The 20,919-nt window shown below is 65.2% G+C and carries 20 protein-coding genes; 4 read left to right on the plus strand and 16 right to left on the minus strand.

Annotated features, from left to right (window positions below; all coding sequences use genetic code 11):
• Window positions 1–11: 11 nt before the first annotated feature.
• The 9 genes from ABIA65_RS14865 to ABIA65_RS14905 form a co-directional block, all read right to left on the minus strand.
• The gene (locus ABIA65_RS14865) at window positions 12–644 is read right to left on the minus strand and encodes a hypothetical protein (protein WP_354524016.1); all 633 of its coding nucleotides are present in this window, start codon (window positions 642–644) and stop codon (window positions 12–14) included.
• Entirely contained in the window at window positions 641–883 is a 243-nt protein-coding gene (locus tag ABIA65_RS14870; RefSeq protein ID WP_354524017.1) for a hypothetical protein, read from the minus strand. Before ABIA65_RS14870 ends, ABIA65_RS14865 begins: the two co-directional genes overlap by 4 nt.
• Entirely contained in the window at window positions 880–2,802 is a 1,923-nt protein-coding gene (locus ABIA65_RS14875) for an ATP-binding protein (RefSeq protein WP_354524018.1), read from the minus strand. The genes ABIA65_RS14870 and ABIA65_RS14875 overlap by 4 nt, the downstream gene beginning before the upstream one ends.
• Window positions 2,802–4,007, minus strand: coding sequence for a Pvc16 family protein (locus ABIA65_RS14880; protein ID WP_354524019.1), 1,206 nt, complete (start codon window positions 4,005–4,007; stop codon window positions 2,802–2,804). The genes ABIA65_RS14875 and ABIA65_RS14880 overlap by 1 nt, the downstream gene beginning before the upstream one ends.
• Entirely contained in the window at window positions 4,004–4,801 is a 798-nt protein-coding gene (locus ABIA65_RS14885; RefSeq protein WP_354524020.1) for a hypothetical protein, read from the minus strand. The genes ABIA65_RS14880 and ABIA65_RS14885 overlap by 4 nt, the downstream gene beginning before the upstream one ends.
• A 10-nt stretch (window positions 4,802–4,811) precedes the next feature.
• Window positions 4,812–5,636: a hypothetical protein gene (locus ABIA65_RS14890; RefSeq protein ID WP_354524021.1), complete on the minus strand. Its 825-nt coding sequence runs from the start codon at window positions 5,634–5,636 to the stop codon at window positions 4,812–4,814.
• Between the two features lies 1 nt (window position 5,637).
• Complete coding sequence (locus ABIA65_RS14895; protein WP_241405347.1) at window positions 5,638–6,150, minus strand: phage tail protein; 513 nt, start codon at window positions 6,148–6,150, stop codon at window positions 5,638–5,640.
• A gap of 3 nt (window positions 6,151–6,153) precedes the next feature.
• Window positions 6,154–8,124 (minus strand): phage tail sheath C-terminal domain-containing protein, encoded by a 1,971-nt coding sequence (locus tag ABIA65_RS14900; RefSeq protein ID WP_354524022.1) that lies wholly within the window; start codon window positions 8,122–8,124, stop codon window positions 6,154–6,156.
• 112 nt (window positions 8,125–8,236) lie between these two features.
• Entirely contained in the window at window positions 8,237–8,926 is a 690-nt protein-coding gene (locus tag ABIA65_RS14905) for an AfsR/SARP family transcriptional regulator (RefSeq protein WP_241405349.1), read from the minus strand.
• A 232-nt stretch (window positions 8,927–9,158) separates the two neighbouring features.
• Between ABIA65_RS14905 and ABIA65_RS14910 the strand changes: the two genes are divergently transcribed.
• The gene (locus tag ABIA65_RS14910) at window positions 9,159–9,368 is read left to right on the plus strand and encodes a hypothetical protein (protein ID WP_241405350.1); all 210 of its coding nucleotides are present in this window, start codon (window positions 9,159–9,161) and stop codon (window positions 9,366–9,368) included.
• 989 nt (window positions 9,369–10,357) lie between these two features.
• Window positions 10,358–11,629 carry an eCIS core domain-containing protein gene (locus tag ABIA65_RS14915; protein ID WP_241405351.1) on the plus strand — a complete coding sequence of 424 codons (1,272 nt, stop codon included), beginning with the start codon at window positions 10,358–10,360 and terminating at the stop codon, window positions 11,627–11,629.
• Window positions 11,630–11,859: 230 nt separating this feature from the next.
• Here the strand turns inward: ABIA65_RS14915 and ABIA65_RS14920 are convergent, their stop codons facing one another.
• The 6 genes from ABIA65_RS14920 to ABIA65_RS14945 form a co-directional block, all read right to left on the minus strand.
• Window positions 11,860–13,080 (minus strand): acyl-CoA dehydrogenase family protein, encoded by a 1,221-nt coding sequence (locus tag ABIA65_RS14920; RefSeq protein ID WP_354524023.1) that lies wholly within the window; start codon window positions 13,078–13,080, stop codon window positions 11,860–11,862.
• Window positions 13,081–13,116: 36 nt separating this feature from the next.
• Window positions 13,117–13,944, minus strand: a complete 828-nt coding sequence (locus tag ABIA65_RS14925) for a MetQ/NlpA family ABC transporter substrate-binding protein (RefSeq protein ID WP_354524024.1) — start codon at window positions 13,942–13,944, stop codon at window positions 13,117–13,119.
• Between the two features lie 33 nt (window positions 13,945–13,977).
• The gene (locus tag ABIA65_RS14930; RefSeq protein ID WP_354524025.1) at window positions 13,978–14,646 is read right to left on the minus strand and encodes a methionine ABC transporter permease; all 669 of its coding nucleotides are present in this window, start codon (window positions 14,644–14,646) and stop codon (window positions 13,978–13,980) included.
• Window positions 14,639–15,424: a methionine ABC transporter ATP-binding protein gene (locus ABIA65_RS14935; RefSeq protein WP_354524026.1), complete on the minus strand. Its 786-nt coding sequence runs from the start codon at window positions 15,422–15,424 to the stop codon at window positions 14,639–14,641. Before ABIA65_RS14935 ends, ABIA65_RS14930 begins: the two co-directional genes overlap by 8 nt.
• Window positions 15,421–16,803, minus strand: a complete 1,383-nt coding sequence (locus ABIA65_RS14940) for an LLM class flavin-dependent oxidoreductase (protein ID WP_354524027.1) — start codon at window positions 16,801–16,803, stop codon at window positions 15,421–15,423. The genes ABIA65_RS14935 and ABIA65_RS14940 overlap by 4 nt, the downstream gene beginning before the upstream one ends.
• 760 nt (window positions 16,804–17,563) lie before the next feature.
• Entirely contained in the window at window positions 17,564–18,253 is a 690-nt protein-coding gene (locus ABIA65_RS14945; protein WP_354524028.1) for a maleylpyruvate isomerase family mycothiol-dependent enzyme, read from the minus strand.
• Window positions 18,254–18,331: 78 nt separating this feature from the next.
• Here ABIA65_RS14945 and ABIA65_RS14950 point away from each other — a divergent pair, with 78 nt between their 5' ends.
• Window positions 18,332–19,279 (plus strand): alpha/beta hydrolase, encoded by a 948-nt coding sequence (locus ABIA65_RS14950; protein WP_354524029.1) that lies wholly within the window; start codon window positions 18,332–18,334, stop codon window positions 19,277–19,279.
• Window positions 19,280–19,439: 160 nt separating this feature from the next.
• Window positions 19,440–19,721 carry a hypothetical protein gene (locus ABIA65_RS14955; protein WP_241405359.1) on the plus strand — a complete coding sequence of 94 codons (282 nt, stop codon included), beginning with the start codon at window positions 19,440–19,442 and terminating at the stop codon, window positions 19,719–19,721.
• Window positions 19,722–19,908: 187 nt separating this feature from the next.
• Here the strand turns inward: ABIA65_RS14955 and ABIA65_RS14960 are convergent, their stop codons facing one another.
• On the minus strand, window positions 19,909–20,919 hold the full coding sequence (locus ABIA65_RS14960) for an alpha/beta fold hydrolase (protein WP_354524030.1): 1,011 nt from the start codon (window positions 20,917–20,919) through the stop codon (window positions 19,909–19,911).

Consider the following 20,919-nt stretch of genomic DNA (forward strand, 5'->3'; position numbering starts at 1 on the left):
CGTCGGGCCGCTCAGAACGGCAACAGTGCGGTGATGTCGGCGGCGCTCTGCACCGTCCCGATGCGTGAAAGACCTTCCTTGGCAACCTGAGTGACGGTGGCCAGAGTGGCGAACGGCTCGTCCATCTCCTCGGACTTGAGTACCGTCAGCCCGACCTCGACCTTCGCGTTGATCGGATTCAGCCGGTTATCGAACTGCTGCTCGGTCACCGTCACCGAGGTCACCCGGACAGGCAGCAGCCGCGTGGTTCCCCACACGAACAACACGGTCGGGGTGATGACGGGAACCTGCATGGCGATGCCGGCCAGCGCGAGACCCTTGTTGAGCAGAAGGACCGACGACGCCGGATACATCAACAACTCCAGTTTCGCGATCGCCGGGTGTAGGCCGACTGCGGTGGTGACCGCCTCCGCCTTCTCCAGGAGGTCGGCCGCGTCGAGGTCGATCGACACCGTCAGACTCTCCGTCGGCGGGCCGCTCTGGGCGGTCTGCCGTCCGCCGCCCTTCTCGCCTGCGGTCTGGTTGTCCCTCGGAGGCACGAACCTTCGCTGCAGCGACTCGGTGTTGAACTGGAAGACGATGATGTCCGTCGGTACCGGGATTCGAGTCTGGAAGACGACGAACGCGCCCTTCATCAGCGTCATGACTCGGCCCCCAGCACGATGCCCGCCAGGACGGCGGCGATGTCCTCCGGCGAGACGCTCGCCGAATCGACGTGCACGCGGTGCGTGTCGCGACTCGATTCGATTTGAGGGTTCCCCCCGGATGCGGCGAGCAGTCGCGTGAGTTCGGCTGCCACCGCGGACGCGAATGCGTCGCCGTCACCTTGATTCGGCAGCGCGAGGTTATCGATGACAATGCGGACATCATGCGGCGCGCTCATCCCGCCCTCCGCGGCTCGGTGTTCGAAACCTGTTGCGTGGCCCAACCGTTCAACTCGGCCGCGCCGAAGGTGCGATGCAGCTTGGCGTACTCCGACTGCGCCGCGCCGAGGAGGTTGTCCATCGTGATCGCGGTACCCGCGTCGGCGGCCAGCACCGCGGCACCAAGTGCGATGTTGGCGATGCTGCCGCCGCTCACCGACAGCCGGGCGAGGGCGTCGATGTCGAGGTTGGCCGTCGGCGCCGCGGCGGGGAACGCGTGCGACCACATCTGTTCCCTGGCAGCGACGTCCGGGAACGGGAAGGCGATGGACGTGCGGAGGCGACGCGTGAATGCGGGATCGAGGTTGTCGGGCAGATTGGTTGTCAGGATGGCCAGGCCGCGGTAGCTCTCGAGGCGTTGCAGCAGGTATGCGACCTCGATATTGGCGAACCGATCGTTGGCGTTCTTGACCTCTGAGCGCTTTCCGAAGATGGCGTCGGCCTCGTCGAAGACGAGAATCGCGGCGCCCGCATCCGCGGCATCGAAGATGCGGGCGAGATTCTTCTCGGTCTCGCCGATGTACTTCGACACAGTCTGCGCGAGGTCGACGCGATACAGATCGAGGTCGAGCTCTCCTGCGACGACCCGCGCGGCCAGTGTCTTGCCGACTCCGCTGGGGCCGTGGAACATCGCGGTGACGCCGGGTCCACAGGCGCCGTTGCGCGCGAATCCCCACTGGTCCTGCACGAGATGGGCGTGCCGCACGTGTGCGATGAGTTCGCGCAGCATCACCTTCTGCGCCTTGGGCAGGATGAGGCTGTCCCACTCGGCCGTGGTCGAGACGCGGGTCGCGAGCTCGTCGAGATCGGGCCGCGCCTGGCGGCGGGCCGCACGCCACAGGATCCGCGTCGGCTCGGCGTCGTTGTCGTTCCAGGTGCTGCGAACCTCTGCGGCCGCGGTCTGAATCTGTGCCTCGCCGAGGATGAATCGGTGAGCCACCACCTCGGTGGCCCCGTTGCACTGCGCGGCGAGCGTGCTACCGAGTTCGCGCCGCCACACCTCGGTGCGCTCGGCGACGGTCTCGGTGGGGAGTTCGACGTGCACGATCACCCGACCCGGCAGGTCGACGACCGCCGGGAGACCGCGCGCGGCGATGAGCAACGGCACCTGGCAGCGTCGCGCGATGTTCCACGCCGCCCCCTCGGCCGCGATATCGGTCATCGTCAGGATCGCCGCGATCGGGCCGAGCGCGGACTCGCGTTCGAGAAGCGCAGCAACCTCGGCCTGCTCGCGAGCCCCGGTCGGCAGGCTGGTCGCACGGAACGCCAGGGCCTGAAATCCCGCCTGCCGCGCCGCATCCACCGCAGCCGCGGTCGCGTCGGCACCGCTGATCAGCACCACGGGCACCGAGCCCTCGCCGTCCCACCCGCGCCACACGTCGAGCACCCGCTCGACAGCGGCCAGGCGACGCGGTGACTCCGCCGTCGCGTCGACCGGGTTCAGGGGGTCGGCGAGCGCGTCAAGCACAGGATCGAGCGTGTACACGCCGAGGATGCCGAGCAGCGTCCGCTCGTCAATGCGGGCCCAGCCGTCGAGGATGCGTTCGGAGGTCAGCTCGACGAGGTGCCACCGGCGCAGCGGCGCGGTCGGTGCCAGCGCGCTCCACTGGGCGTCGGGTATCCGGTCCGCGAGTTGGGCGAGTGTCGCCGCACCGTGGCAGCAGCCGTCGAGGCCGAGTTCCGGCGCGATCGATGCATCGATGGCCAGCCCGGCTAGAAGCAGAAGTAGGTCGCAGTCCGCCGCGGAGAGCGCGCACGTGTTGGTCAGCCGATCGAGGGCGGACTCGGGCATGGCGGGCACCGGGGCCGATTCCCGCCCGAGAAGCCGGGAGAGGAGTTCGCCCACCCGATCCCGGACGTACGCACCGTCGGCGTTCATCACACCACCTGACTCGGAGTGTCGATCAGGCCGCCGGGAATCGACGACGTCGGGACGGACTCGACGCCGTCGATGCGGGCGCGCACCACGTAGGTACCCGCCGCCACACCGGCCAATTGCGCATCGATCCGGTTCGGGGTCGCCAGCACGCCAGGCAACGCGATGGTTGTTGCCGCGTTGGAGAGGAGCACCTCGAGAGCCTGGTGAACGCCGATCGTGGGCGCGACGTTCACCCTGACCCTTCCGGCGACCTTCGCGGTGGCCGTGACCTGCGGACGCACAATCATCGGCACGACGCCGGACACGGCGCCGAGCACGGGAGGCACACCCGGCAGATCGTGGAGAACCCGCACGCCACGTGCACCTGCGAGTGTGGTGGCGGGCACGACGAATCGAATCCGTTCGTCGTCCAACCCGGTGACCGACGCGGGCGGCACGTCGACGCCGTCGATCTCCACTCGCAGCTTTGGTGCGTCGAGGCGAAGCCCTCGGATGATGACGGGCTGCCCGGCGTGGATCGGTGCGAAGGGTCCGCCGGACTCGGCTTCGATGCGCACGATCAGCGGCTGTCGTGACGGTACGACGGTGAGCCCGCGTTCGAGAACCGGAAGCGGTGCCGAGACGCGAATCTTGGGTTGAACGAACACCACCGAAGCCTCGACCAGAACGGCCGGTGCGAAGGTTCCGTCCGGCATCATCGACCACACCCGGTTCATGTCCTCGTCCTCCATGGCGAGGACGGTGAACTTGACGAGTTCGGGTTGGGTGTCGAGATCGGTGTCGGCGAGGAAGGCCTGGGGGAGTGCGGCCTTGACGGTCAGGATCTCGGCGCGCGTGAGCGTTGCGTTCGTGTGCAGGTGGGTGACGACGATGCCGAGTAGCTGCTCGGCTTCGAGTTCCTGCGTCGCCCCGAATGTCGTCACGATGTAACGCAGCATGAGCCCGAGCAGTGGCTTCTCCGTGGGTATTCCGGTGCCGGCGCGGGTGGGCAGGTCGCAGTTGCGCCACTGCGGATGCGGGGAGGTCCGGTACAGCGTGATGTCGGCTCCCGCGGTCGCCGCCGCGTGCGCGCCGCCGGGTCGTTGCACGAACGCATTCGCGCCCTGGACACCTGTCGGGAAGGCGAGTGCCGCCTCGGTGAACGCGCTCTCGAGCCGGTGCCGCAGCATGGCGGTCACCGATGCGATGGCGAGCGCGTTGCTCATCCCCAACTCCCTGAGCGGTCGCTCCAGGAGCGAGCCGCACTGTCACGCGCGAACGGGTCGCGCGCCGTCTCGGATGTCCGAACGGGTGCGCTCCGAGTCGGAGTCGGCGCCTCGCGCTCGGGCGTGATCTCGACACGACCGATGCGGACGTCGATGGTCCGCGGGGTGGCTGGGGCCGCAGCCGGTGGCGAGGGCAAGACGGCCAGCCGTGGGGAGGAGACGACGGTGGGCGGCTGCGGGGGTCGAGGTGTCGGGTGCGCAATCGTCGCGGCCGACCGCGTAGTCGCGGTCGTCGCGGCGGCGGAGGCGTCGGCTCGGTTCTCAGACACTCGGTCCGGTGCTGCCTCGGACTGAGATGCCGGGGGAGGAACAACTTGTGGCACCGTGGCCGCAGCCCGCGTGACAGCCGGGAGGCCGTCCTCGGCGGCGACCGCGACCTCGCGGACGGTCGGCGGCGTCGGTGTCGAACCGCGTGCCGGCTCCGGCGCCGCGACCCGTTGCGGCGCACCGGTAGCGGCGTGCGGCGCCCAGATGCGTAGTGCGGGTGTCGCGGCCGGTCGTGACGACGGTCCGGGGGCGGTGTCGTGTGTCGGCGCGGCGGGGCCCGGACTCGGCGTGAGAGTGGGTGGTGCAATTGATGGTTCGGCGGGAATGTCGCCCGTCGACTCCTCGTCATCGACCGCGCGCGCCGGCAGGGCGAATGTCAGGTTGTCGGGTGTGCGTGCGCGCCCGATTCGGCCCGGGCCGCCGACGGTGGGTGACGCCGACGCCCGCCGCGCCAGCGATGAGAGCACGCTGCCCATGTCAGTGGCTGACCGACGTCGCGACCGCGTCGGTCAGCACCCGCAGGTACCGCCGGCGGCGGATGATGGGCAGGGCCATGATGTCGCGTTCACACCAGTGGTAGGTGGACGCCATCAGGTGGACGCTCACGTCGAGTTCGGTGATCGAGGCCGTCATCTCCTGACGAAGCAACTCGCCGGCGTCGATCGACGACGTGAACGCGAGATCGCACTCGGGGCACCCCAGCACGAGCTCGTGCTCGGCGTGCGGGTCGAGCGCTTCCAAAGCGCTCTCGACCGCGGCGAGCTCGTCGGCTGTGAGGGTCGCGCCGTCGTCGTCGCGTCCCGTGCACCGCGCGGCGAGTCTGCGCACGGCCGCCTCCGGGTCGTCCAGCGCGAGTGCGGCGACCGCGTGCAGGTCATCACCCGTCACCGGGCGGACACCAGCGCCGTCGAAGTCTCGACTGGTCGGGGACTTGATTGGGCCGTGCAACAGGTCCGAGACGGTCAGGGCGGCATCCATGATCGCGCCGCACGTCACGTCGGGGCAGGTGACGAGCAGATCGAGGCGGTCGCCGTAGGCCGCCCGGCGCAGCGCGAGCAGGACTGTCTCGCGGTCGCCTGCCGTAAGCGCGCGCACGTGGTCACTGCTGGCCGGCAACTCGCCACCGTCGGTGCGGAGGGTCAGGATGCATGAGGCGAGCAGGCGCGTCGCGAACTCGACGGTGAGCCCGTCCGCGTCGGCGCGCGCCGCGAGCTCGTCGTTGCCTGCGAGGTCCCGGAACTCGGCGCCGCGTACCTGCTTCCCCCCGATGCGACTTCGACCGGACAGGCTGACGTCGCTCAACTCAGGTTCCGAACTCGGCGGGCTCGGGCACATCCAGATCTCGCTCCCAACCTTCGTGCTCGAGCTTGAGATGCTCGAGCGCCACGGCGTTCGCGTTCGCGTCGAGGTCGGGCATCGCCTGGTACTCGCTGACCCACGCGCGGCGCACGTTGTACGCGATCACCACTTGGCCGGCCTCGTTGAAGAGCTCGATGCGCAGGTCCTTGCGGAAGTTCTTCAGCGACACCTCCGCTCCGAGGCCACCGCTGAGATTCCAGACCCGGTTGGCCCATGCCTCGAACTCGGGGTCGTGGGTGACGCCCCGTTCGAGGGTGATGGCCTCATACTTGGTGCGGCCGGGTGATTTTCGGCTTGTCGACGGCTGCCCGCCCTCGCGGTGCTCGACGAGTTCGCTCGTTCGCCTCAGGGCGGTCACCTTGCTGATGCCGGCGACGTACTTGCCGTCCCACTTCACCTTGAACTTGAAGTTCTTGTACGGGTCGAAGCGGGTCGGGTTGACGGTGAACTGGGCCACGGCTCACACCTCCACTTGCGGCGGGATCTGCTGAATCGAGATGATGAGGAACTCGGCGGGCTTCAGTGGTGCGAAGCCGACAGTGAGGTTGACGATGCCGCGTTCCTGATCGAGCGGCGTCGTGGTGGTGCTGTCGCAGTGCACGAAGTAGGCCTCCTGCTTCGTGCGCCCTTGGAACGCCCCCTTCTGGAACAGGTCGTTCATGAACGCGCCGACCGAGAGCCGGATCTGGGCCCACAGCGGCTCGTCGTTCGGCTCGTGGATCACCCACAGTGTCGATCGGTACAGCGTTTCTTCGAGGAAGAGCGCGAGCCGCCGGACGGGGATGTACTTCCACTGGTTGGGCGCCGCATCGACACCCACCAGGGTGCGCCCACCCCAGTTGACGTGACCGTAGAGGTCGAACGTGCGCAGGCAGTTGATGCCGACCGGGTTGAGGATCCCGTTCTCGGCGTCGGTGAGCTTGGTCTCCAGTCGGGTGATGCCACGCACCAGCGCCTCTGTGCCCGCAGGGGCCTTCCACACGCCGCGGTTGGCGTCGGTGCGTGCGCAGATCCCGGCGATCGCCCCCGATGCGCCGATGCTGCGGTCCAGATAGTCGCGGAGCGGGTCGCCGATGGTCAGGCGGGGATAGAACAGCGCGACATTCGGGTCCCGCACGACGGAGTTCTTGGTCATGAACGACTTGATGGCCGTCGGGCTGGGCGCGGTATCGGGTGTGTCGAGAAGCAGCATTGCGCGGCGCCGCTGGCAGTACAGCGTGAACGCGGCGACGGCCGCATCGAACTGGGCATCGACGAAGTTCTCCGTTGGCTTCGCGAGCTTCTCGAACCGTGAGATGCGCGGCACGCACAGCAGGTTGATCGTGTCGGCCAGATTGAGTGCGTACATCCCGGTGGCCGGGTTGACCGCCTCCTGCCCGACGAGGTCTTGGACGCGGGGGAGATCGCCATCGACACCGACGATGCCCGCGATCTGGGCGCGTGCGGCCCCTTCGCCTAGCTGGTAGGCCGCAATGTTCTCGTTCGCCGTCGGGGCCAGCCCCAGCGCCGCAGGTGTTGCCAGCGGACCCGTGAACGAGAAGCGCACATCGGTCGTGGCTCCGGTACCTGCCAGGACCTGCAAGCGGTCGCCATTAGCTGTGATCTGCACGGTCGCCTGGGTGAACTCGACTCTGGCGGGATCGAAATTGCCCTTCGGAATCGCGCCGCGAAGGGCGCCCTGTAGCCGTGCGGCTAAGTCATCGATACTGGCGAAAACATCGGCACCCAAGTCTAATTCACGTTCATCTGGCCCGCCTGCGACGATGAGTTCGACGTCCATGACGTGGTTGGCTGGCAGCGTGGCGACCCCAGGCACAACACCGCTCATGGTGCCCGATGGCGAGGGGAGGGCTGCCGCCGTGCCCTGGCTCACGCCGCTGACCATTGCGCCGTGATTGTCGAGCACCGTGTCGACGAAGTTTGCGTCAGCCGCCGTCTTGCTGAGTTCGTTGTAGCGCTCCTCGCGCAACACGGTCTGGCGGCCTTCGGCGATGAGGACCTCGCGCACCACGAGGTTGAACGTCGTCGTAGTGGAACCGGGCTCGATGATGGCCCGAATGGAATTGCCCTGCTCGCCTGGCTCGCGTGCTGTGAGGGTGAGCACCTTTGCGCCACCGGTGTTCCCAGAGCGCACGCCGATGGTGGCGGCTATGTCGGGCGTCACCGCGTTGCTCACCCGCACCACCCACGCGGTCGAGCCGCCGTTGGCGAAGAACTGATCGAGTGCATAGCTCGCCTCGCTGCGGGTGTGGAGGCCTCCGAAGGTGCGCTCGACGTCCGCCCAGGAGTTGACCTGTATCGCCTCGTTGAGCGGACCTCTGGGAAACCAGTCGATGAACGCCGCGACCGAGGTGGCGACGCCGGTGATCGCGCGGAACTGGCTCGGCAGTTCCTGGATGTAGACACCGGGGTAGGTAGGAGCTATGGGCATATGCCCTCCTCGGGAGAGACGGGGTGTCGCAACGAGATCGACACAACACCTCCCGCGCCCGCGTTCTGGCCGGGCTAGAGAAGTGCGTGTCGGGAATCTTGCCGATCAGCAGTCAGCGGTGCGTCAACGCATCGTTGCTTTGCGCGTCACGTGTGCGTGTGACGAGTTCGTTGAGCGCGATAGAGGGGATGAGGCGAAGGCTCTCCCACAACAGATCACGGTACAAACCGAACTGGCGCTTGGCTTCACAGACGTTGCCCTCGGCAAGATGGGCGGCGATCAAGGCGTGCTGGGCGCTCTCGCGAAGCGGCTCGGCAGCGACGGCGGCCTGTCCCGCGTCGATGGCTTCGGCGTGCCGCCCCCACGCGGAGAGACGCCGGCACAGTGATTCAAGTGCGTGAATACGCAACTGCCGCAGACGTTCCTGTTCGAACCGGATCCACTCCTCGTCGAAGTCGGGGAGTAGGTCGCCGATCAAACCGCGGGTGCTGACATCGGCAGGTGTGAGCACTTCATCGGGATCGATCAGGCGTCGGGCTTGTGCCAGGAGTTGTGCCAAGTCGACCGTTGTCGTCTCGTCCAAAGAGAGGTAGTTTCGGTCGGCGCGGACCAGGTTTCCGCACTCCTGCCGAATTTTCCAAAGCGCGGTGCGCAGGTTAGCCGCCGCCCGTGCCTGGGTCGTGTCCTGCCACAGCGACGCGGCGACCGTCAGCCGCAATTGTGGTCGTTCGCGTACGACGAGGAATCCGACCAACCGCTGTGCGTTTAATGGGAGCGCGACCAATTCGCGCTCGCGTCGCACTTCGAACCCCCCGAGAACACATACTTGCATTGCCATAACAGTCGCAGTTGCATGCTTCGATCGCGTCGCCACTATCGCCCCCTCGTGCGCCCCCACGTGGTACCTAATCTCCAGTGTGAAGTGCGGTTCGTCAACACATCGTCAACGGTCAGTATCAGGATCGATGCACGTGATCACGGTCCGCTGATTGTCGTATGACAGCTGATTGATCTGTCGTGTTCATCCTCGATCCGTGCCCAGCAAAGATCCGACGTCGGAAACGCTGGTCGTAGTGATTCGCGCGTGGTACGAGAGAGATGCGTTACGCGCGCGCATCATCATCGGCAGCGACCACATCAATGGCGGCCGGCTGGACTCTGGACGAGACGAGTATGCGACGTCGGTCGAGGAGGTCTGTGCCGCGGTGACGCGGGCTTTCGAGCGTTTGGAGCGGTTGCCATGAAGGAAGCAGCGTCGAATACCCACCACAGCGCCGTGGCTACCTTGCAGAGTGGAGAGAATTTGCGTCCCACGCACGCGCTAGGGCCCCGCGAAAAGACACGCTGGATTGGGTCGAGCCGAGGATGGCGCGAGCATGGCTAATCCTGCACATCAGGCCGTGCAACGGAATTCGGACCCCGCACGGACACGATCGCGACAAACACTGGCAACCCGCGAAGCCGTCGATCCCGGGTCGGGCGTCGCATCCCGGTCGATCTGGTGTCCCAATCGGGTTTCTGCAGAATCAAGGCGACCGACGACTGACCCGATTCTCTTTCTGCAGCGAAGGGTTGGGACCAATCAACCCAGCGCCTACTCGCGCCTGTTCATGGGACCGGCGCCACCCGGCCGGGGGCCTTGCAGTGTTCGAGGCGGAGAAGGCCGATCCCCACGGAGTCCGGCGCATGAAACGACCGCCACGTTCCCTCGCGCAGTGCCAGTCTGCAAATGCGAAGATCGACGGGCCGCTCCACAACTCGATAGGCTCTATCCATCGCAACTGGCAGGGACGGAATTCGTTGCCCACTTGGGCGATGGAGAAGGGGAGTCATGTTCGCGCCACGCATCGCAAAGCCACCGTCGAAGGCAGTCGCACATTCAACCAAGAAGACAACGGCTGCGGTGACGCATCGGTCTAGCGGAGGCCCAGCCGCACGGGCCGTACAAGCGACAGCATCGGACATCAGCGAGGTTCCCGTTCTTGCGCCCGAGCGGGGGCCTACGGATCGAGGGGAAACCCCAGACGCCCTACTGCCCTTGCCATTCCCAGTACTCTTCAAGCTGGCCCTCGGACGGGTCGATGATCCGCTCGAACATGACGCCGACCGAGTTGCAGACCGCGTAATGCGAACGACGGATCGCATTACCGGCGCGAGCGAGCCAGTGGCCCGAGGGACACCAGTGACGCCTCCCTCCTACAGAAACGTCGGGCGGACCGTTCTCGACGGAGTGATGAATGAACCTGGCCGTCCTATGGACCAAGCTTCGCGTGCATTCTTCGAGCCCCGGTTCGGCCGAAGCTTCGTTGATGTTCGTGTGCATAATGATCCGGCAGCGGCTAGGGCTGCTCGCGCCTTCGGGGCGCATGCCTTTACGGTCGGGCCGCATATCGCCTTCGCCGAGGGCCAGTATGCGCCCGGCACGCACAGCGGGAATCGTCTGCTGGCACACGAATTGGCGCATGTCGCGCAAGGTGATTCAGCCGGCGCCAGCTCGACCATCGTCCGGCGTGACATCGCGGAGGTCGACCTTCCCCAGACGCCCGTCACACAAATCATGGCCGACCCCAATTACTTCGAGAACGGCATCGCGCGCATAGAGTTCTACGGCGCGGAACTGGCGCGCCTTATCTATACCGACAATAAGCAGCTCGACCTCGGTCTAGTGCCCGGCCAGATCCACGCGCCGCTCGAGGCTGTCGACTATCGCACCGCGCGCTCGGTTCACGTGACGGTGAATCAGCAGGGCGCAGTCGGTTCTTTGGAGTTTGTGCCACGGGGGACGCAGGTGAAGACGTCCGGAGGCGCCTCGTTCGTCGACGTGATAGCCGCGACCAGCCGGAAAATCCGCTTCACCCACGATGCTGGCAGCGGCCGGATCGTGCCGACCGAACTAAATTCCATTTCCGCTCCGCGGTTGTGCGAAGCCTTGCGGGGCGCCGAGGCCGAATATGTCAAGAACACAGACGCAATCGCCAAAGGCATGGTGCATTTTCTGACCGTCCTGAATTACTCGCTAATGATCTACGGCTTCGTTCAGTCGATTGCGGGAGCTACGAGCAGGGCAGCAACGGTAGCTGAAGAAGCGGCAGGCGGCGGCGCCGCGGCGGCAGGAGTCTTGTCGCGTGCACAATCGACGCTGTTAGCGCTCTTTATCCGGCTTCTGCGAACGGGAGTGGCCGAGGACATCACTGTCGAGGGCGTCGGTTTCTCGGGTGTGCGCGCCACCCTTCGAGGAACGGAGTTGCTTATCGAACGGGACGCCATCGTGAATGTGTCACGGGTGGCAGGCCAGGGACGACTGGTCAACGCTGCCTTCGAGCAAGCGGCGATCGCGGCCGCGCGGCAGGTTGGGGCAAAGACGGCCCGGGTCGCTTTCCACACCGTGGTCAATGCGCAATGGGGTGCCTATCTCGAGTCGCTTGGCTATGGCTATGAATTGATAGAAGGATTGGTGCCCGGTTCGATCTTCACAAAGGTGCTGACCAAAGTGATCACCCTGTAGCGCGTGCATAAACGACTGCCAGATAGATTGCGCAAAATGCCAACTGTACTGATACCAGACAGCGACATGCCGCGACGTTACTGGCAGGCCTCGCTACTGGTAACCCGCCTTATTCGATTCCGCCCTTTTCCTGCCGTTTGAGAGTCGCACCGAGAACGGCACTGTCGTCGGCCTGCTCGGCATGCTGGGCAGTGAGATCGGCGGTTTGTTCGTCGAACCCGACGGCCCACTCACGAGTAGAACCCGGGGACCGGCTCGGTGCCGTTTAGCACGTAGCTCCCGATTTGAACCTGTTTGTGGGGCAGAGGATCATGCAGACTCAGCGTCCTGGCGTTGCGCCAGAACCGATCCAGTCCCACGGCCGAAGACGAGGATCTGGCGCCGGTCACTTCGTATAACCGACTCGAGACGCTCAGGGCCACTTCGCTGGCGTGCAGCCTCGCGGCATTGATCAGAGTCACGGCTTCCGCACGTTGGGCCCACGTCAGGTTGGCGCCATACTCTCGCACGCGATCGACAGCAGTGTTCGCCTCGGTTGTCAGTGCCACCGCAGACTGCACCTGAGTCCAGAGCTGGCCGTACCTCTCCAGGACCAGCGGGTCGTCGGTGGCGCTGCGATGCCCGGATTCCACCCACGGGCGCGAGCGGCCGCGCGTGTAATCGGCGGCCTCATCGAGGGCGCCGACCGCCAGGCCGGTGAAGATGTTGGCGAAGCCGGCGTACATCAAGAGCACGTCGAGGTTGTCGGCGGCGGTCGACTCGACCGCTCCGTAGCCGTACCCGATGACATCATCACTGCTCACCGCCACATCGGCGAGAGTGGCCGAACCACTCACCGTCAGACGCTGACCGACGTTGTCCCAGTCTCCGCCGAATGACAGCCCGGGTGCGTCCCGCTCGACATGAAACGTGGCGATCTGCCCCGACACGTCCGAACCGCGAAGTGTCGTCCCAGTGTCGAAGACCGTCCACACCACCAGAACATCGCCGAGAGCAGCGCCGCTGGTGAAGGGTTTCGAGCCGTTCAGGCGAAAGCCGTCGGCCGTTTGGGTGGCCAGAATCAACGGGGGATAGGCCGCCTGAGCGATGGTGCCGTGGAAGAGGTGGCGTTCGGCGATGCTGCGTGCACGCCGCGCTCCGACGAAACCGTTCTCACCGCGCGTGCCCGCAAGGCTCCCGAAGTAGTGATAGAGCAGGACGTGCGCGATCGACGAGTCGGCCTCTGCGATGGTTCGGACTGTTCCTGCCACCTGTGACCAGGAGGCGCCGCCACCGCCAAACTCCACAGGGACGAAGAGCGCGAGCAGTCCGGCATCGCGGAGCCAGCCGATCTCTTCGACTGGATCTTCTCGTGCGCGGTCACGCTGAGCAGCAGTTGATCTCAGCTTGTCTCTCACGGTTCGAGCGGCGTGCTCTGTTGAACCGGGCGCGGTACCGGCGGGTGTGGACATGGAGTAGCCCCTTCCTGGCTCGTCGGCTCCGGTGTGTCACCAGGCCGGAATGACCACGGTCTTCCCGCCGAACGACTTCACCAGCTGCTCTTTCATGGCATCGGTCTGGTACGACTCCTTGAGCACCCGAATCTTCTCGGAGTCCTGCTGGCCGTTCTTCACTGCGATGACATCAGGTGACTGATTCTGCGGAGACTCGGCGACCAACGCGCTCCCGAAGTCCACACCGATATCGGCGGCCTGCGACGCATAGAGGAAACCGGCGTCGGCGTCGTCTAACGCCTTGGGAAGCAGCGCATAGTCAAGACCCTTGATCTTGATGTTGCGGGGATTCTCGATGATGTCCTTCTCGGTGATAGACAACGGGTCGACCCCAGGCCGCAACTTGATCAGTCCGGCGTCCTGGAGCATCAGGAACGGTCGGTAGTAGTTGGCTGGCTCGATGTGCGCAGTCACCACGGCACCGTCGGGAAGGTCCTGAATGGACTTGTACTTCTTCGAGAACAGCCCGCTGGGGTCGACGAAGGCGTCGAACGCGGTCACGAGGTCACCGTGGAACTGCCGGTCGTAGTAGTCCAGGTACGCCTGGTGCTGGTGGTAGGTAGCGTCGGCCTCGCCGTTCTCCACTGACGAGTTGAGTGACGGTCCGTCAGTGATGAACTCGTAATCCAAAGTGTATCCGCGCTTTTCGACCTCCTCCGCGAGAACCTTGGTGGTGTCCTGATACAGCGCGATGTTCGTGGAGACGAACTTGATTGTCTTGTCGTTGCTCTCGGCGCCGACACCGGTCACCTCCGAGCACGCCGCCATGGAGGGCACCATGATGGCGATGAGGGTGGCAGCGGCAACATTCCTGAATTTCATTGTTTTCCTTGTGGTTAGGGGAACACTGACCGGTCAGCGACGGCGCTTGTCGGCCCGACGAACGAAGAATGTGCCGGTCATCTGGATGAGCTGCACCCAGATGATGATGACCAACACGGTGACAGCCATCACCAGTGGCTCGTAGCGGTAGTAGCCGAAGGTGATCGCGAAGTTGCCCAGCCCGCCGCCACCGACCAGTCCGGCCACCGTGGTCGCCGAGAGATACAGAACGCTGAGGATGGTGAAGGCGTTGATCAGCCCTGGCCGCGCTTCGACCAGCAGGATGTGCTGGATGAGTTGGAGTCGGCTGGCCCCGAAGGCCTGACCGGCCTCCACCACGCCTCGCCGCACATCCAGGAGGGCCTGCTCGACCAGCCGAGCGAACTCCGGGATGGCGCTGATGCTAAGTGGCACGACCACTGCCGTGGTGCCGATGCTGGTGCCCACCACGAATCGGGTCAAGGGTATGACCGAGATCAGCAGGATTAGGAAGGGGAATGATCTGACGAGGTTGACCAGCCCGTCGAGCACGACGTACAGCGTTCGGTTCGGCGCCAGTGAGTCGGGCCGCACGACATAGAGCCAGATTCCCAGTGCGCCACCGAACACGAGGGCAATGAACAAGGTCAACGCGAGCATGTATGCGGTTTGGGCGGTGGCCAGGCCGATCTCCGGCAGCACCGACTGGACCTTCTCAAGCATCGGTGACCTCCCAGCCGCGCGAGGGTCGGTCGGCGAGTCCGAATAGGTACCGTGCGATCGGGGATCGCGGGGCGATGGGTGTGCCCAACTCGAAGTTCTCCGCGATGCGGCCGGATTCCATCACGGAGATGCGGTCGCAAAGCGCGTTGATGACGTGCACTTCGTGCGTGACCACCACAACGGTGATCCCGCGTTCTTGGTTGATTCCCGCCAGCAGTTCCAAGATCCCATCGGTGGTGCGCGGGTCCAGCGCCGAAGTGGCCTCGTCGCACAGCAGGATGTCGGGGGCGGTCACCAGGGCCCGGGCGATGCCGACACGCTGCTTCTGGCCGCCACTGAGCCGCTCTGGATACGACTGCGCCTTCTCGGTCAGCCCGACGGATGCCAGCGTGGCCAGCGCACGCTCCCGACGGGCCTTCTTGTCTACCTTCGCCAATCGCAGTGGCAGTTCCACGTTTTCGACAACGGTGCGATTGGCCAGCAGGTTGAACTCCTGAAAGATCATGCCGACGTTGCGCCGGCGCTGACGCAGTGTGCGTTCGGGCAGCGCCGTCAGATCCTCACCGTTGACCACGACCGTGCCCCGATCGGGTCGTTCGAGCAGGTTGATGCTGCGCAGGAGGGTCGACTTTCCGGCACCACTGAATCCGGCGATGCCGTGGACGGTGCCCCGGCCGATCTGCAGGCTGACATCGTCCAGTGCGGTCAGCTCGTCCTGGCCGCGCTGGTGGTAGGTCTTCGTCACATTGCTCAAACTGACGATGGGCTCGGCGGTCATGACTTCGTCCCCGGGCGGTGCCAGGCGCGGAAGTCTGACGCGGGATGGTCGTCGGCTACGGCGGGCGAGCCCGATTCACTCAGTTTCTCGCGCAGGGTGCCGGGTACGTAACCATCTCGAACACGGCCACGGCGACGCAGTTCCGGTACGACGTGGGTGATGAAGTCGACGTAGGTGCCCGGTACCACCGCGTGCGCGATGTTGAAGCCGTCCAGATCGGCCTCATCGGCCAGCGCCTCCAGCTGGTCGGCGACAGTGCCGGGACCGCCGACGATGGTGGGGTGCAGACCCGCCACGGCCATGGCGGCAGTGATATCACCCAGCGTTCGACCACGCCCGCTGGCCAGCGTCGACTGCGAGGCGTTGGTGTCGGTACGGCTGACCACCTCATTCAGATCGTGGTTCGACCAGTCGTGTCCGGTGAAGGCCGAGAACAGCGTCAAGGCACCTTCCGGGGTCGAATACTGCAGATAGTCGGCGTACTTCGATTCCGCAGCGGCGTCGTCGGCGGCCGTCACCACACCGACTGATGTGACGAACTTCAGACCGTCGGGATCGCGGCCGAGATCCGCCGCACGCTTCTTGATCGCTGTCACGCTGCGACCGATCTCTTCGGCGTCGCGTCCGCCCAGAAACACGAGTTCGGCATTGCGAGCGGCGAACTCCTGGCCACGGGACGATGCGCCGGCCTGGAAGATGACGGGTGTGCGCTGCGGCGTCGGTTCGCACAGATGGGGTCCTGCAACAGAGAAGTACTCGCCGACGTGGTCTATGCGGTGCACCTTCGCCGGGTCGGTGTAGACACCACCAACTCGATCGCGAATCACCGCGTCGTCTTCCCAGGAGCCCTCCCACAGCTTGTAGGTGACCTCGAGGAACTCCTGAGCGCGGTCGTAGCGGACGTCGTGCTCGAGCTGGCGCTCCATCCCGAGGTTCCGCGCGGCGCTGTCCACCATCGAGGTCACCACGTTCCACGCGATTCTGCCGTCGGTGAGCTGGTCGAGCGTCGAGAAGGTTCGTGCCAGTAGATACGGCTGGGCGTACGAGGTCGACGCAGTGACACCGAAGCCGAGGTGCTCAGTCACAGCGGCCATCGCCGATATGGCCAGAACCGGGTCACTGACCGGCATTTGGGTTCCATTGCGCAACGCGGAGTCCGGATTCCCGCCATAGACCTCAATGGGTCCGAGCACGTCGGCGATGAACAACGCGTCAAACCCGCCTGACTCCAAGAGTCGCGCCAGGCTGGTCCAATAGCCCAAGGTCGAGTACTGCGATGCGCTGTCATCAGGGTGACGCCACAGCCCAGGTGAGATGTGACCGACCGTGGCCATCGTGAAACCATTGAGCAGCAGGCGTTTCGACCGCTGGGAAGTCATGCTTGTGGATCTCGCTTCGATACTTGCAGGGATGGGAGAATGCATCGGTGTGACGGCACCGGGCGCGCCCGGTTACCGCCTGAGTTCTCGCCGACGTCAGTCCCGACTGAGGATCACGCCGGGTTCGGGTCGTCAGCGGTTTGGCAGTATCGACAATCCCTCGCAGGCACGCGGACGTCGACGCCGTGGCGTGACAGCATGCCTAACCTCCCGTTGTCGAACCTCTGCCGTATGGAGTTCACCGAACAAACCCGCGGCGTTCGCCTGCGGATCCGTTGACTGGAACACCATGTCGCACAGGGAATCGTTGCGTCAGGCTTGGAATCGTCACGATTCTAGGGAGTCGGACAACACCGCACTCGTTGCACATCAGAGTGTGCAAGCGCACAAGCAGGGGTCAGGCTGGATCCACAGCCGGCATCGAGGGGGATGCGCGCGCCGCGCGTTGCCATCGCGTGTCCGCGTGTATCCCCCCGAGGTCGGGCCGGTCTGCAATATGAATAAGCGTCCTAAGTATCTGGATACAGTCTCAACGCAGGAGTGCCAGACTGGGCCCCGCGGAAACCCGCCGATTTCTTCGTGGGACAGCCCGTGGTGTGGAACTCCGCCTGGGGCGGCCGCTGGGGCGTCTGGGTCAACGGCGGCTTCCTCACGCTGACGTCGAACCCCGTCACCAATGGTGGCTAACCTCCGGTCTAGCTGGCCTGCGCCATCCGCGGAGCGGTAAGCGTGCGGTCCATGCAAAAGAGGTTCCCGAAAGTCACACTTGACCCGCGAATGCGCGTAGTGCCTGCACGGGGGCGTCAGGTCCGGTCATGGTGATTTCGCCTTGCGTTCGACGCCCGGACAGCCATCGGATCAGGTCCGGAGGAGCACCGCCGACTAGCACCTCTGGGGCCGAGTTGGGCCCGACCGACCACCTGTGGCTGCCGTCGCTGGTACCGACCGCCACCCGGACACTCGCGGGCAGTTGCTTGAGCTGATAGCGCAGCAGCAGGGGAACGACCTCCGCGAGTGTTGCCGGCACGGCGTGGGCTCCTGTGCTGAAGCCGATGAGATCGTCGTGATGGGTCCAGTACTCAAACAGAGTCAGTGGCGCCACCCGCGGCCGTAGCAGCAGTCGCGGCATGGGCCGACGCAACCGGTCGATCAGTGCCGCAAAACCGTGCCGGCGCTCCAGACGCAGGGCGGTGTCGACCATCTTCGGTGTGCCCCTCACTGAAACACCGTGTGCCACCAGGGATCTAGCGATGAAGGTCGAGACACCACCGTTGCGTTCCTCACCCGCCAGGTGGGCCGCAAGGTCCAGTGCAGTCCACTCACCGCACGCCGTTCGGGCCGACGCACCCGCGTCGATCAACGACTCCGCGAGTGCCGCCCGTTCGGTCTGGGCGTCCTCCGCAATCGTCATGCCCAACATTGTCACTGCACCGTCGAAGGTGATCGTCACGTTTCGAGGATTCGTTGGATTGCGCCGGTAGCGGCGCGTCTCGGCCGGAATGCCACTTCAGTTCCTATGGTGCTAGTTGTGCATTTCGGCTTGGCCTCTCTGATCGATCCCGACTTGGGAACTCTTGCCGATGAGTCACGCGCCTTCTACGCGAGGCGTGCGGCCGGCCGAGGCCCGAGCAGCTGGGCGGAGCTTCGCGAATTCCGAGCCAACGCGGCGCCTTCCACCGAGTCGGACCTGTCGACGGTTGCCGAGCTCGCGAACGCGGATGGGAGAAGCGTGCCGGTGCGGGTCCACCTGCCGGAAGCCAAGGCCGTGAAGGGCGTCCTTCTCGAGATCCATGGTGGCGGGTTCTACATGGGGTCGGCCGCAGGCAGTGATTCCTCGAACCGGCGTCTCGCCGACTCGCTTGGGGTCGCGGTCGTGAGCGTGGACTACCGGCTTGCCCCTGAGCATCCTTGGCCCTGCGCACCCGACGACTGCGAGACCGCAGCCCTCTGGCTCGTCGACAACGCCGAGCGTCGCTTTGGCACCACGAACCTCGCGGTCAGCGGTTTCTCCGCGGGCGCGACGCTGGCAATGGTCACGCTTCTGCGTCTGCGCGATCGGGGCGTCACCGCGTTCGGTTCCGCTGTCCTGCAATTCGGCACCTACGACCTCGCGGCTCAGACACCGGCCGGACGACAGATCGCCGAAGAGTACTTCCTCGACGCCTACGCGGGCACCGCGCCAGACCGGACGCACCCCGACATCTCACCGATCTACGCCGACCTCGCGGGCCTGCCCCCGACACTCATCGTCGTCGGCGCCGACGACATCCTCTTGGAAGATAACCTGGCCATGGCCATGCGACTGTCGACAGCCGGGGCCGACATCGATCTGCGCATCTACCCAGAATCTCCCCATGGATTCACGGGCCACCCGACTCCGATGGCGCAGGCCGCTCATCGACACATCAACACTTGGCTCACCGCTCGCCTCGACGCTGGGCTGCCACAGACCCAGCCGACTTCTTGGTCGGTTTAGCGTGCGCGCTCAGCTCAACCAGGCCAACATTGTGGCAAATACGCCCACCCATCCAGATAGACCGGCGTGTCCACGGGTATCCCCCCGAGGTCGGGCCGGTCTGTAATATGATTAAGTCTCCTAAGTATCTGGATACAGTCTCAACGCAGGAGTCATGCTCATGAACTTGGTCACGAAGATCCTGCCGGCCGTCGCGGTTGCAGGCGGGCTAACCGCGGCCGTTCTCGGCATAGGCACTCCTCTGGCCGGGGCTGAGCCGCCTCCGCCGCCACCGGCGCCAGCGCAAGGCGAGGTGCCGCCAGACTGGGCCCCGCGGAAACCCGCCGATTTCTTCGTCGGACAGCCCGTGGTGTGGAACTCCGCCTGGGGCGGCCGCTGGGGCGTCTGGGTCAACGGCGGCTTCCTCACGCTGACGTCGAACCCCGTCACCAATGGTGGCTAACCTCCGGTCTAGCTGGCCTGTGCCATCCGCGGACCGGTAGGCGATCGCCGAGGTTGTCGGGGATGGGTTCCAACGTCAGATCGGTGCAGCACGCCGTCGATCTGTGTTCTGGCTGTACCGGATTGTCCAGACTGCGCGGACCGAATACGACACACCGCAAGCTGGGCACCATCAAAGGCCGCACCCGTTAAACATCTTTACGGTGTTCGATCGCGAACTCACGGATACGAGCATTCACCTCATCGGGGACCTCAGTCGGCAACGCATGTGAGGCGTTGGGCCACAGGTGATACCGCCATGTCGGCACCACCGACTGCATCCGTCGAAGCCCTTTAGTTGAGTCGTGAACAGTGTTGCCGGCCAGAAGAACTTGGACCGGAAGATGCACAGAACGCAGCAGGCGATCGCTGACGAAACGCAGCGGCGGTGTTCGCAGGGGTGGCGCGAAGGCAGCGAATCCGGCCACAAACAGTCCGGCGAGCATATCGATGGAACTACCCGGCGCGGGGTGACCCGCAATCCATGCCGCGGCGCGTCCGGCTCGCGCGGAACGCGGGCGGCACAACAGGTGCGCAAGACATCGCCAGAACCTGGCAGAGGTTCGAGCCACGGTGCTGGCCGGGTCGACCAGCGTCACCGTCGCCAACCGGTGGGGCGCCCGCGCCGCGGTATGGGTGGCAAGCCAACCACCATAGGAATGCCCAACCAGATGCACATCTCGTAGCCCCAGCCCCTCCAAAACCGCATCAATGCAGCGCGCGGAGTCTGCTGCGGTAAACATCGGCTTCGACTGAACACTGGCTCCAGGCTGGCCCAACATATCCATCGCATAGACAGTGAAATCTTTTGCCAGGCCGACGACTTGGCCCCACCACATGGCCGAGGTCAGGAAAAATCCGTGTACCAGCACGACGGGCACACCACGGTCTGGCCCGTGCTGATACACCCGAACGGTGCCGAACTTCGTTGGAACATCGTGCACGACATCCGGCCGCGGACTCAACGCCCGTAACTCGTCATACGCCGCCAAATAGCCCCGTCGTGCATCGGCGCTCCTGAATCCACCGTCAGCCGAACCTAACAAGAAGACTCCTCCCCGATGGCCGAGGCCGCTCATCGCCACATCAACACTTGGCTCACCGCTCGCCTCGACGCAGGCGCATTCGCCGGGGGGAGTGCAAGGAGCTTGATCCTCCAC

It is taken from the genome of Mycolicibacterium sp. 624, assembly GCF_040548615.1.
Taxonomy (GTDB): Bacteria; Actinomycetota; Actinomycetes; order Mycobacteriales; family Mycobacteriaceae; genus Mycobacterium.

Bases quoted from the DNA above. Each gene is read 5' to 3' on its own strand.
- ABIA65_RS14865 (WP_354524016.1), bottom strand. From the start codon at position 644: ATGACGCTGATGAAGGGCGCGTTCGTCGTCTTCCAGACTCGAATCCCG.
- ABIA65_RS14870 (WP_354524017.1), bottom strand. From the start codon at position 883: ATGAGCGCGCCGCATGATGTCCGCATTGTCATCGATAACCTCGCGCTG.
- ABIA65_RS14875 (WP_354524018.1), bottom strand. From the start codon at position 2,802: ATGAACGCCGACGGTGCGTACGTCCGGGATCGGGTGGGCGAACTCCTC.
- ABIA65_RS14880 (WP_354524019.1), bottom strand. From the start codon at position 4,007: ATGAGCAACGCGCTCGCCATCGCATCGGTGACCGCCATGCTGCGGCAC.
- ABIA65_RS14900 (WP_354524022.1), bottom strand. From the start codon at position 8,124: ATGCCCATAGCTCCTACCTACCCCGGTGTCTACATCCAGGAACTGCCG.
- ABIA65_RS14915 (WP_241405351.1), top strand. From the start codon at position 10,358: ATGAATGAACCTGGCCGTCCTATGGACCAAGCTTCGCGTGCATTCTTC.
- ABIA65_RS14920 (WP_354524023.1), bottom strand. From the start codon at position 13,080: ATGTCCACACCCGCCGGTACCGCGCCCGGTTCAACAGAGCACGCCGCT.
- ABIA65_RS14925 (WP_354524024.1), bottom strand. From the start codon at position 13,944: ATGAAATTCAGGAATGTTGCCGCTGCCACCCTCATCGCCATCATGGTG.
- ABIA65_RS14930 (WP_354524025.1), bottom strand. From the start codon at position 14,646: ATGCTTGAGAAGGTCCAGTCGGTGCTGCCGGAGATCGGCCTGGCCACC.
- ABIA65_RS14935 (WP_354524026.1), bottom strand. From the start codon at position 15,424: ATGACCGCCGAGCCCATCGTCAGTTTGAGCAATGTGACGAAGACCTAC.
- ABIA65_RS14940 (WP_354524027.1), bottom strand. From the start codon at position 16,803: ATGACTTCCCAGCGGTCGAAACGCCTGCTGCTCAATGGTTTCACGATG.
- ABIA65_RS14955 (WP_241405359.1), top strand. From the start codon at position 19,440: ATGAACTTGGTCACGAAGATCCTGCCGGCCGTCGCGGTTGCAGGCGGG.